Here is an 11,386-nt window from a genome sequence, read left to right on the forward strand (position 1 = left end):
CTTTGCCGCCACCGAGGGCCTCGTAGGCCAGGCGGGCGGTCTCGTAGTCGGCGCGGGCGGTCTCGAACTCCTTCTGGGAGACGATCCGGTCGCCGACCAGTTTGCCGGCTCGCTCATAGGCGGCCCGTGCCGTCTCATAGGCGATGCGGGCCCGTTCGACCGGGTCGCCATCCTGCAGGTGGGCCGACGAGACGTGCAGCAATGCACTCCCTTCGTCCACCTGCGCTCCTTCGGTGAGGGTGCCGGGGAGGGAGACTACGCCCGGGACGGAGGCCACGACGGTCTTCTCGTCTCCCGGGGCCGGGAGGATGCGGCCGCTGGCGACGATCACCTCGCGGAAGGGGCCGCGGACGACCGTATCCACGACGACGCCTGCGGCGCGGGCCTTTTCGGCCGGCAGCGAGATCTCGCCGGCATGGCCGTGCCCGGCTTCGGCTTCGTGTCCGTGGGCCTCGTGCTCTTCCGGTGTTTCGTGCTCGTGGAGGTGGGTCTCCACGGCGGGATCGTGCTCTTCGTGGGCATGATTATGCGGACCCGTGCCGTGGCAGGCGACCAGCGCCAGGGAGCCGAGCAGGGCCATAAGGGTTCTCGTTTTCATGGATTTTTATCGATTGTTTTTTTATTTCCGGGGCAAAGATAACCTTTCGTCCCTGCAACCGGGTTGCAAATCCGTCGGTTGCCGGGGCGGCGGCGTGTGCGGGCCGGGAAAGGGCGTCTTACGGTCGGGGAGGCGTCAGCGGGCTTTCGAGCATCGCTCGCAGATGCCCTTGACCGTGTAATTGACCGAGTGCATGACGAATCCCTCGGGGAGAGTCGTGACCGGGATCTGGACCTTCTTCAGACAGTAGGTCCGGTGGCACACCTCGCAGAAGAAGTGGGCGTGCATGTCCGCCACCGAGCAGGCGGAGTCGCTGTCACAAACCTCATACTTGACCGATCCGCTCCCGTCCTCGATGTCGTGGATCAGGCGGTTCTGGAGGAAGTGGCCGAGCGTACGGAAGATGCTCGAGCGGTCCACGGTCCCGAGCATGCCCTCCAGTTCGGCCAGCGAGACGGCCCGCGATGCGGCGAGCATCGCCTCCAGCACCAGGATGCGGTTTGCCGTGGGCTTGATGCCCCGTTTTTCCAGCCGTTCGATGTATTTGCTGTTGTCCATTGGCGGTCGGGTGACGCGGTATACGATGCAAAAATAGTACTTATTGTCGGATTTTCGGCCGTTTTTTTGTCCCGGGGGCGAAAAAAGGCGGGACGGTCGAAGCCGTCCCGCCCGCCGGTGTTGCGTCACACCCATTCTGCCGATCGGCGAATCGTGCAGAATGTATCTCTCGGATCGTGTACCGGAGCGGAACCGGTTCGCCGGAACGGAAATCCCGATTGCCTGGAACAAAGAAACGATAATTCCGCGACACACGCAAGAGGTTGTCGGATATTTTATTGTAAAAATATGCAATTTTTTATATTAATACAACGAAACGGAGGATTTTTTCGGGCCGAACGGACCGGACGGGACAAGGCATTGAGTGAAAACGGGATCGGAGGCCCGGGAAGGGGAATGGCGCGGAACTCTTTTTCAGAGCCGTCCGCAGACCTTCTGCAATTCGTAATAGGTATAGATCACCTCCGTGCGGGCCGTGGTCAGACGCAGTTGCGATTCGAGGCGCAGCCTGTCGGCGTCGAGCAGGTCGGTCAGGATGGCCAGCTGTTCGAGGTAGCGGTTCTGCATGATGCGGTAGTTCTCCTCGGCCTGGCGAACGGACAGTTCAAGGGTCCGGACCCGTTCGATCGCCTCCTCGTGGCGCAGGAAGGCCGTGCGCACCGTCATGCGGACCTGCTGGAGCCGCTGCTCCTCGGCATTGCGCCCCAGTTCGACGTAACGTTGCTGCTCCCGCACCTTGTGGCGGTTGCGGTAAAGCGCCGAGAGCGGGTAGGAGATCGAGAGTCCGATGTTCCAGTTGTTGTTGTAGAGGTCCTGAAGCGTGCGGGCGATCGGGCGCGCCAGGGCATTGCCCGCGTAGAGCGAGACGGTCGGGTAGTAGGCGGCCCGGGCCAGGCGCACTTCGTTGCGGGCCAGGTCGGTCTGGGCCCGGAGCACGCGCAGCGAGGGGTCGTTCTCGCAGGCGGCATCGACATAGGCTTCGTAGGGGGTGGGCTCTACGGCCAGGTGCAGCAGCGTCGCGTCGGGCAGGATGATCGTCCCCTCGTCGATCCCCATCCAGATGTCGAGCCGCTGCGAGGCGATGCGGGCGTTGTCGATGGCCTCGCGCAGCGAAAGTCGGTCGTCGGTCAGACGCATCTGGCTGCGCAGCACGTCGTTATTGGTGATCAGACCTTCGGCCTTCATCTGCCGGATGTCCCTGAGCCGCCGCTCCGACTCTTCGATGTTGCGGCGCAGCACGTCGCACTGTTTCCACAGGGCGAAGAGGTCCATGTACTGGCGCAGCAACTCGAGTTTCACCTCCGCACAGTCGGCCTGTGTGCCGAGGCGGGCGATCCGCTCCTCGATTTCGGCCCGGCGGATGCTGCCGCGGATGCGGCCGCCCTCGTAGAGCGGCTGGACGATGTCGATGGCGTAGTTCTGCGACCAGTCGGGGGCATCGGGATAGGAGGCGTCGCTCAGACCGTGTTCGAAGACGACGGGCTGCCCCACGAAGCCGCCCTTGAGGCCGACGTTCACCTCCGGCAGACGTTCCGTGCGGGCCGTGCGGCTGCGGTCGCTGCTGGCCTCTTCCTCGATGCGGCCGGCCTGGAGACGGAGGCTGTTTTTAACGCCGAGCTCCAGCAGCCGCTCCACCGCAAGCCGGGGCGTGTCGGTCAGCAGCCGCTCTACCGTAAGCAGGAGCGTGTCGGTCTCGGGGACGTATGTGGCGGCGGATGCGCTCTCCCCGCATGTGGAAAGGGGGAGGGGCTGCGCTGCCGTGCGGAGTGTCGGCAGGCAGAGCGCGGCGGTCAGCAGGATGGCAAGCGGCCGTATGGGGCGAATAGAGTGCGGCATGGTACGTGAAAATGAGTCGGTGTTGTGTGTCGGAGAACCTCTCCGAACGGGCCCGGATCTGGAACTCCGGGGCGAATCCGGGTGCAAAATTAATCCTTTTTTCGGAATTCTCCGCACGGGCCGCCGACGGATTGTTACCGGGTTTCTGCCCGCCGAACTGTATCCTGCTGAGGAGGTTTGTCGGACGGTTGGAGGGCGGAATCGATAAAAAGTGCGTCGTTTTTGGTAAATTATCGCAAAATAGTTGTATATTTGTAACAGTTTGACACTACAAACCGGGAGTATTCATCAAAACTTAACGATAATGTACGGAAAAATCAAGGATTATCTCCGGCAGGAACTCGCAGAGATCGAGGCGGCCGGACTTTACAAGCGCGAGCGGATCATCGAGTCGCCCCAGCGCGCCGAAATCGAAGTGGCAGGCCGCAAGGTGCTGAACTTCTGCGCCAACAACTACCTCGGCCTGTCGGACAATCCGCGGCTGATCGAGGCTGCCAAGAAGGCGATGGACCGCCGCGGCTTCGGCATGTCTTCGGTCCGCTTCATCTGCGGCTGCCAGGATATCCACAAGGAGCTCGAGAAGGCCATCTCCGACTATTTCGGAACGGAGGATACGATCCTCTACGCCGCCTGCTTCGACGCCAACGGCGGTGTTTTCGAGCCGCTCTTCACGCAGGAGGACGCCATCATCTCCGATGCACTCAACCACGCCTCGATCATCGACGGCGTGCGCCTGTGCAAGGCCGTGCGTTACCGCTATGCCAATGCCGACATGGCCGAACTGGAGGAGTGCCTCAAGAAGGCCCAGGCCCAGCGCTTCCGCATCATCTGCACCGACGGAGTCTTCTCGATGGACGGCAACGCCGCTCCGCTCGACAAGATCTGCGCCCTGGCCGAGAAGTATGACGCCCTGGTGATGGTGGACGAGTGCCACTCGGCCGGCGTGCTCGGCGAGACGGGCCGCGGCATCACGGAGCTCTACAACCTGCGCGGACAGGTCGATATCCTGACCGGTACGCTCGGCAAGGCCTTCGGCGGCGCCGTGGGCGGATTCACCACCGGCCGCAAGGAGATCATCGACATGCTCCGCCAGCGTTCGCGTCCCTACCTCTTCTCCAACTCGCTGCCCCCCGCCGTCGTGGGTGCCTCGATCGAGATGTTCCGCATGCTGGCCGAGAGCAACGAGCTCCACGACCGTCTGGTGGCCAACGTCGAGCACTTCCGCAAGGGCATGATGGCTGCCGGCTTCGATATCAAGCCCACGCAGTCGGCCATCTGCGCCGTGATGCTCTACGACGCCAAACTGTCGCAGGATTTCGCCGCCAAGCTGCAGGACGAGGGCGTCTTCGTGACGGGATTCTACTATCCGGTGGTTCCGAAGGGACAGGCCCGCATCCGCGTGCAGGTTTCGGCCGGACACACGACCGAGCAGCTCGACCGTTGCATCGCCGCCTTCACGAAGGTGGGCAAGGAACTGGGTGTTCTCAAGTAAACAGGACCGACGCGATATGGCAAAAGCAGTATTGGACGCGATCGATCGGAAAATCCTCAAGTATCTGATCAAGAATGCGCGAATGCCCTTTTTGGAGATCGCGCGCGAATGCGGTATTTCGGGAGCCGCCATTCACCAGCGTATCCGCAAGCTCGATGAGGCCGGCGTGATCCTCGGAAGCCGTCTGATCGTCAATCCCAAGATGATGGGATTCGATGTCTGCGCGCACGTGAGCATCACGCTGAGCGATCCGAAGCTGCTCTCGCAGGCCGTCGATGCCTTGAAGAAGGTCCCCGAGATCGTGGAATGCCATTTCATCACGGGAGCCGGCAACATCCTGGTGAAACTCTACTGCGTGGACAACGAGCACCTCATGCGGACGATCTTCGACAGCATCCTCCACATCCAGGGCCTGGCCACGACCGAGACCTCCATCTCGCTGCAGGAGGTGTTCCAGCGCGAGATCAACATTGATTTCATCGACGAGTGATTCCGGAAGCGATTCCGGACCGCCCGTCCGACAACGGCGAGGGGCCGCACTTGCAAGTGCGGCCCCCTCGTTTTTTCATGCCCGTGCGTTGTGCCCGGCTCGTGTGCCCGGCGTGTGCCGGGTTCAGTGTTTCAGGCGGAGGATCTCGCGGCGGTACTCCGAGGGGGTCATGCCCCGCTGTTGCCGGAACATCCGCGAGAGGTTCTTGATATCCGAGAAGCCCAGCTCGATGGCTGCTTCGGAGACGCTCATGCCCTCGCACAGCAGCTGGGCGACCTTCTCGATGCGGGTCTGGAGGATGTAGTCGTAGATCGACGTGCCCATGCTCCGTTTGAAACGGGTCTCGAGCAGCCGGCGCGAGAGCGGTACCAGCTCGACCAGCTCGTCCACCGTGATCTTCTGGCTGATGTTCTCGTGGATGTACTTCAGCACCTCGGCGATGTGCTGGTCGTTGTTGGCGTAGATGTCGGTCGATTGGCGCGTGACGATGTGCGTCGGCTGGACCATGACGTCCTCGCGCGGGGTGGCCGGGTCGCGGAGGATGCGGTCGATCAGTTGGGCGACATCGTAGCCGCCCTGTTCGATGTTCTGGTTGAGCGACGAGAGGTTGGGCGAGGAGAGACGGCAGATCGTCTCGTCGTTGTCTACGCCCAGCACCGCGATGTCGTCGGGGATGCGCAGCCGACCCCCCCCCTCGCCCTGCTGGCAGGCTTCGGTGATGTGGTAGGCGTGGTTGTCGTCGCAGGCCATGATCGCCACTGGTTTGGGCAGCGACTGCAGCCAGGTCACCAGCTGGTTCGTGTCGTAATCCCACAGGGCGTTCTGCGTGTTCTTGCACAACGCCGAGAAGGTGAACGACGGGTTCGCGGCACGGACCGTTTCGCGGAATCCCTGCATGCGCTCGTCGGACCAGACGACGTCGCGCGTGCCGTAGAAGGCGAAGTGGCGGAATCCTTTCTTGGCGAAGTACTCGGCCCCCATTTTCCCGGCCAGGAAGTGGGGCCCGGTGATGTTGGGAATGGTCGTGAAGCGCGCCTTGAAGTCCTGGGCGATGGTGATGATGCCGTTGCGGGCGAACAGCTCGACGTTGTCCGTGTTGTAGAACTGCCCGATGACGGCGTCGGCACGCATCTTTTTGGCCAGGTCGATGACCGCCTCGATGCCGAACTTGTCGCGGATCGACAGCGGCAGCCGGCAGAGGCTCCAGGCCTGCCCGACGGCGTGGGCATAGCGGGCGATGCCGAGCAGCAGGTTGCGGGCGTAGGCTTCCGAGAAGTCGGTCAGAAAGAGGATGCGTGCCATGGCGGGAGCGGCTTTTCCGGGATAAAGTTAGCTTTTTTTCGGGAAAATTCGTCTTTTTGTGCGATTTTCGTATTTCTTTTGCAACTCCGTAAGGCTGTCGGGGGCGTATGGAACGGATGGTTTTGCGTGATATGAGGACCTAAAGACGCAAATCGCCGCAGACGGGTTCGCGGCGTATTTCTATATTTGTACAACCTGAACAAAAACTGACCTTGCAGACCATGAAGCGAACCTTGGTTTTCGCCTTGCTGGCGTGCGCCGGCATCGCCTGTACACAGCCTTCCGATCCGCTCGAGTATGTCGATCCGTTCATCGGCACGGGCTTCCACGGACATACCTTTCCCGGTGCCGCCACGCCGTTCGGCATGGTGCAGCTCAGCCCCGACACGCGGTCGGGCGACTGGGATGCCTGCGCCGGCTACCACTACGACGACCGGACCATCGACGGATTCTCGCATACCCACCTGAGCGGTACGGGATGCGCCGACCTGGCCGACATCCTCTTCCATCCCACCACCCGCGAGGAGGTGGTGCGCGACGGCGCCTTCCTGGAGCAGCCCTACGCCTTCTCGCACGACAGGGAGACGGCCTCGTGCGGCTACTACTCGGTCGAACTGCCCGACGAGGGGCTGACGGTCGAGCTGACTGCCGCACCCCGTACGGGCGTGCACCGCTATACGTTCCACGGCGACGGCCCGCGGCGCGTGATCGTGGATCTCATGCACACGATTACGGACGAGCGCGTCGATCTGCGCGCCCTGCGGCAGGAGGGGGCCTCCGAACTCTCGGGCATGCGCCGCACGCAGGGGTGGGTGGCCGACCATCAGGTGTGGTTCTGGGCCCGCTTCTCGGAGCCGTTCGCTTCGGTCGAGCTGCTCGGTGACCGGCAGGCGGTGCTGACCTTCGCCCCCGGGACGACGTCGCTCACCGCAGCTGTGGGTCTCTCGGCCGTGAGCGCTGAAAATGCCCGCGAGAATGCGCTGGAGGAGGTTCCCGAACTCGATTTCGATACCGTGCGCGCCCGGGCCGAGGAGTTGTGGCGCGAGGTGCTCGGGCGCATCGTCGTCGAGGGCGGCACGCGCGAGGAACGCACGATTTTCTACACGGCGCAATACCACGCCTGCCTGACCCCCAACCTGATGAACGACGTGAACGGCCAGTACCGGCGCAACGACCAGTCGGTGGCCACGCTGCCTGCCGGGCGGCGCCACTATTCGACCCTCTCGCTGTGGGATACCTTCCGGGCCTGGAATCCGCTGCAGACGCTCGTCGATACGACGCTGGTCCGTGACATGGCGTGCAGCATGCTCGACATGTACGATGCGACGGGCGAACTGCCGATCTGGCCCCTCGCTTCGGGCGAGACGCGGACGATGATCGGCTACCACGCCGCTTCGGTCATTGCCGATGCCTGGATGAAGGGCATCCGCGGATACGACGGCATGCAGGCCCTCGAGGCGATGGTCCGCTCATCGAACATCAACGCGAAGGGTTCGGACGACTATGTGGCCAACGGCTTCATCCCTTCGGAGAACACCCGCGAGTCGGTCTCCTGCACGCTCGAATACGCCTACGATGACTGGGCCATTGCACGCATGGCCGAGGCCCTCGGCTGCAATGATACGGCCCGCGAGTACTACCGCCGGGCGCTCAACTATGTGAACGTCTTCGACGGTTCGACCCGCTTCTTCCGCGGACGTCGCTCCGACGGCGGGTGGACCACCCCCTTCGAGGAGTTCGCCACCGGACGCGACTACACCGAGGCCACGCCGTGGCACTACCGTTTCTTCGCGCCGCACGACATAAACGGCCTCGAGCAGCTCTTCGGCGGCCGCACTCCGTTCGTCGATGAGCTCGACCGGCTCTTTACGCTCACCTCGGAGGAGATGCAGCTCGACGTAGCCGACGTCACGGGTCTCATGGGACAGTATGCACACGGCAACGAGCCGAGCCACCACATGGCCTACCTCTACAACTATGTCGGCATGCCCTGGCGGACGCAGGAACTCACGCGCCGCCTGCTCGACGAGATGTATGCCCCGACGCCCGAGGGGATCATCGGCAACGAGGACTGCGGGCAGATGTCGGCCTGGTATATCTTCTCGTCGCTGGGCTTCTATCCCGTCTGCCCGGGATCGAACGAGTTCGTGCTCACCACACCGCTCTTCGACCGGGCCACCGTGCGGCTGGCCAACGGGCGCACGCTGACCGTGACGGCCAACAACCCGCGGCGGAACCGCTATATCGACGCCGTGACGCTCGACGGTGTTCCTGTCGAGGCCAATTTCGTGACCTACGAGCAGCTCATGCAGGGCGGCGAGCTGCACTTCTCGCTCTGCGAGGAGCCGAACCTCGACCGGGGTACGGAGCCCGAAGCGGCCCCCTATTCGCTGACGCGCGGCGAGGTGGTCTCCGTTCCCTATACGACGCAGTCGGTGAGCCTCTTCACGGAGCCGATCGAGATCGATCTGGCCACGACGACTCCGGGGGCCGAGATCCGCTACACGCTGGACGGTTCGGAGCCCGACTCGCTCTCGCCGCTCTACACCGCGCCGGTCCGTGTGGACCGTTCGCTCGTGCTCTGCGCCAAAGCCTTCAAGCCGGGCGCCGCACCTAGCCGCACCCTGACGCTCCGGGCCGAGAAGGCCTCGTTCCTCCGCCCTGTGGCCGCTTCGGCCTCGCAGCCGGGCGTGCGCTACACCTACTATGAGGGAACCTTCTCGCGTGTGGACGACATCCGCGGGGAACGCCCCGTCGCCACGGGTATCCTGCCCGAGCCTTCGATCGACGGAGCTCCGCAGGAGGACCACTTCGCCTACCGCTTCGAGGGGCTGATCCGCATCCCCGAGCAGGGTGTCTGGGAGTTCGCCACCAAGAGCGACGACGGCAGCGTGCTGCTGATCGACGGACGCCGGGTGGTCGATAACGACGGCTCGCACGCTGCGGTGACCGCCACCGGACGGGTGGCCCTTGCGGCAGGACTGCACCGCTTCGAACTGCTCTACTTCGAGGACTATGAGGGCCAGGAGCTCTCGTGGGGCTGGAGAGCGCCCGGGTCCGGGGAGTTCAGCCCGGTCCCTGCGGAGAATCTCTTTGTGAAATAATCTGTAAATCATAGGATGCAACGATGAAAAGATGGCTTTTCTGTTTTGCCCTCCTTGCCGCCGCAGCGTGCGGGGAGCGGCAGTCCCAACCGCAGCAGCTTGTCGTCATGACGATGAACATGCGCTACGACAACCCCGAGGACGGGGAGAACAACTGGCGGTTCCGCCGCGAACGCATCGCCGCGATGCTCCGTGAGCAGGCACCCGATGTCTTCGGCACGCAGGAGCTGTTGGCCAACCAGTACGATGACCTCGGAGCCCTGCTGCCCGATTACCGTTCCGTCGGCGTAGGCCGCGAGGACGGCGACCGCGCCGGGGAGTTCAATGCCGTCTTCTTCCGTGCCGACGCCTTCGAACTGCTCGACTCGGGGACCTTCTGGCTCAGTGAGGAGCCCGAGCGGCCCGGCTCGAAAGGCTGGGACGGTGCCTGTGAACGCCTGGCCACGTGGGTAGTCCTGCGGCGAGGCGGCGACGGCCGGGAGTTCCTCTTTATCAACACACATCTGGACCATGTGGGAGAACAGGCCCGCCGCGAGGGGGTTGCCCTGCTGCTCCGGCGTATCGAGACGCTGCGCGGCGACCGTCCGGTGATCCTCACGGGTGATTTCAACGCCGAACCCGACTCGCCGGTCATTGCCCATGTCGTCGAAGGGGCTCTGCTGAAGAGCACCGGCGAGGTGGCGGCCGAGAAGTTCGGGCCGTCGTGGAGCTTTGCCGACTTCGGGCAGATTCCCGAGGAGGAGCGTCCCCTGATCGACTACATCTTCATCGGCGGTGACCTGCGGTCCGACCGTTACGAGGTGCTGCCCGACCTGTACGAGGGAGGCTACCTCTCGGACCACGCTCCGGTGACGGCCCGCCTGACATTCACCCGTTAAAATTGACCTTCGCATGAAAACGAATCTCCGCCATCTGTTGCTGGCCCTCGCGCTGACGTGCTGCGGCGCGGCTGCGGCCCAGTCCCCCGTGCTGATCCATTCGCACAACGACTACGCGCAGCGCGTGCCCTTCTATCAGGCCTATGCACAGCAGGTCTCGTCGATCGAGGCCGACGTCTTCCTGCACGACGGGCAGCTGCTCGTCGGACACGACGTGGAGGATCTCCGTGCCGACATGACTTTCGAGGCACTCTACGTCGAGCCGATCGTGACGCTCTTCGCGCGCAACGGCGGCCGGGCCTTCCGCGACAGCGACCAGACGCTGCAGCTGATGGTTGAGCTCAAGTCGGAGACCGATCCGACGCTCCGGGCCGTCGCCGCCCTGCTGGGCCGCTGGCCCGAGGTTTTCGACCCCGAAGTGAACCCCGCGGCGGTGCGTGTCGCCGTGACGGGGCGCGTCCCGGCTCCGGAGGCATTCGACCGGTATCCCCGTTTCCTTGGCTTCGACGGGGCATGGGATGCCGACTACACCCCCGAACAGCTGGAGCGTATCGCGCTGATAAGTACCAATTTCCGCGATTTCTCGCAATGGAACGGCAAGGGTACGATCATCCCGGCCGAGAAGGAGCGGCTCGAGCAGGTGATCGACCGCGCGCATGAACAGGGCAAGCCCGTGCGTTTCTGGAACGCCCCCGAGGGGACGACCGTCTACTATACCTTCTACGACATGGGCATCGACTACATCAATACCGACAACCCGGAGGTGTGCGCCGCCTTCTTTGCCGATTTCGGCAACAAGAATTTCCGCATCGGCGAACGCCGCGCGGCCTCGGCGGGCGTCACGGGCACCAAGCGGCTCGACCGCACGACGCGCGACTTCCGTGGCTTCCAGAACGACAAGCTCCAGTTGTCGGAAGGTATCGACACCTACCGCCCGACCCACCGCAACGACGGCGGCAAGGGGCGCATCCGCAACGTGATCTTCCTGATCGGCGACGGCATGGGGCTGTCGCAGATCACTGCGGCGGCCTATGCCAACTGCGGGCTGACGCTCATGAACTTCAACTACATCGGCCTGCAGCGGAACAACGCCCTCGGCGCCTTCACGACCGACTCGCCGGGCGGGGG

The 11,386-nt window shown here is 63.6% G+C and carries 7 protein-coding genes and 2 pseudogenes; 5 read left to right on the forward strand and 4 right to left on the reverse strand.

Translation table 11 applies throughout. The features are described from left to right. From QZL63_RS07310 to QZL63_RS07320, 3 genes and pseudogenes are all read right to left on the reverse strand, one after another. Nucleotides 1-598: pseudogene (locus tag QZL63_RS07310) on the reverse strand (efflux RND transporter periplasmic adaptor subunit); the annotation flags it as partial. A gap of 135 nt (nucleotides 599-733) precedes the next feature. Then, nucleotides 734-1,156, reverse strand: a complete 423-nt coding sequence (locus QZL63_RS07315; RefSeq protein WP_022308670.1) for a Fur family transcriptional regulator — start codon at nucleotides 1,154-1,156, stop codon at nucleotides 734-736. 414 nt (nucleotides 1,157-1,570) lie between these two features. Next, nucleotides 1,571-2,992 carry a TolC family protein gene (locus QZL63_RS07320; protein WP_022308671.1) on the reverse strand — a complete coding sequence of 474 codons (1,422 nt, stop codon included), beginning with the start codon at nucleotides 2,990-2,992 and terminating at the stop codon, nucleotides 1,571-1,573. Between the two features lie 304 nt (nucleotides 2,993-3,296). Between QZL63_RS07320 and kbl the strand changes: the two genes are divergently transcribed. Together kbl and QZL63_RS07330 are read left to right on the forward strand one after the other, a co-directional pair. Next, nucleotides 3,297-4,484 (forward strand): glycine C-acetyltransferase, encoded by a 1,188-nt coding sequence (gene kbl, locus QZL63_RS07325; RefSeq protein ID WP_022308672.1) that lies wholly within the window; start codon nucleotides 3,297-3,299, stop codon nucleotides 4,482-4,484. A 16-nt stretch (nucleotides 4,485-4,500) separates the two neighbouring features. Next, entirely contained in the window at nucleotides 4,501-4,974 is a 474-nt protein-coding gene (locus QZL63_RS07330) for an Lrp/AsnC family transcriptional regulator (protein WP_022308673.1), read from the forward strand. A 123-nt stretch (nucleotides 4,975-5,097) separates the two neighbouring features. Here the strand turns inward: QZL63_RS07330 and QZL63_RS07335 are convergent, their stop codons facing one another. Continuing rightward, complete coding sequence (locus QZL63_RS07335; RefSeq protein ID WP_022308674.1) at nucleotides 5,098-6,276, reverse strand: AraC family transcriptional regulator; 1,179 nt, start codon at nucleotides 6,274-6,276, stop codon at nucleotides 5,098-5,100. A gap of 221 nt (nucleotides 6,277-6,497) precedes the next feature. Between QZL63_RS07335 and QZL63_RS07340 the strand changes: the two genes are divergently transcribed. The 3 genes and pseudogenes from QZL63_RS07340 to QZL63_RS07350 all read left to right on the forward strand — a co-directional run. Then, nucleotides 6,498-9,380: a GH92 family glycosyl hydrolase gene (locus QZL63_RS07340; RefSeq protein ID WP_022308675.1), complete on the forward strand. Its 2,883-nt coding sequence runs from the start codon at nucleotides 6,498-6,500 to the stop codon at nucleotides 9,378-9,380. Between the two features lie 23 nt (nucleotides 9,381-9,403). Then, nucleotides 9,404-10,258: an endonuclease/exonuclease/phosphatase family protein gene (locus QZL63_RS07345; RefSeq protein WP_022308676.1), complete on the forward strand. Its 855-nt coding sequence runs from the start codon at nucleotides 9,404-9,406 to the stop codon at nucleotides 10,256-10,258. Between the two features lie 13 nt (nucleotides 10,259-10,271). Beyond that, a pseudogene (locus QZL63_RS07350) lies at nucleotides 10,272-11,386 on the forward strand (alkaline phosphatase); the annotation flags it as partial.

Origin of the sequence: Alistipes sp. CAG:268, assembly GCA_000434235.1 — a bacterium.
Taxonomy (GTDB): domain Bacteria; phylum Bacteroidota; class Bacteroidia; order Bacteroidales; family Rikenellaceae; genus Alistipes; species Alistipes avistercoris.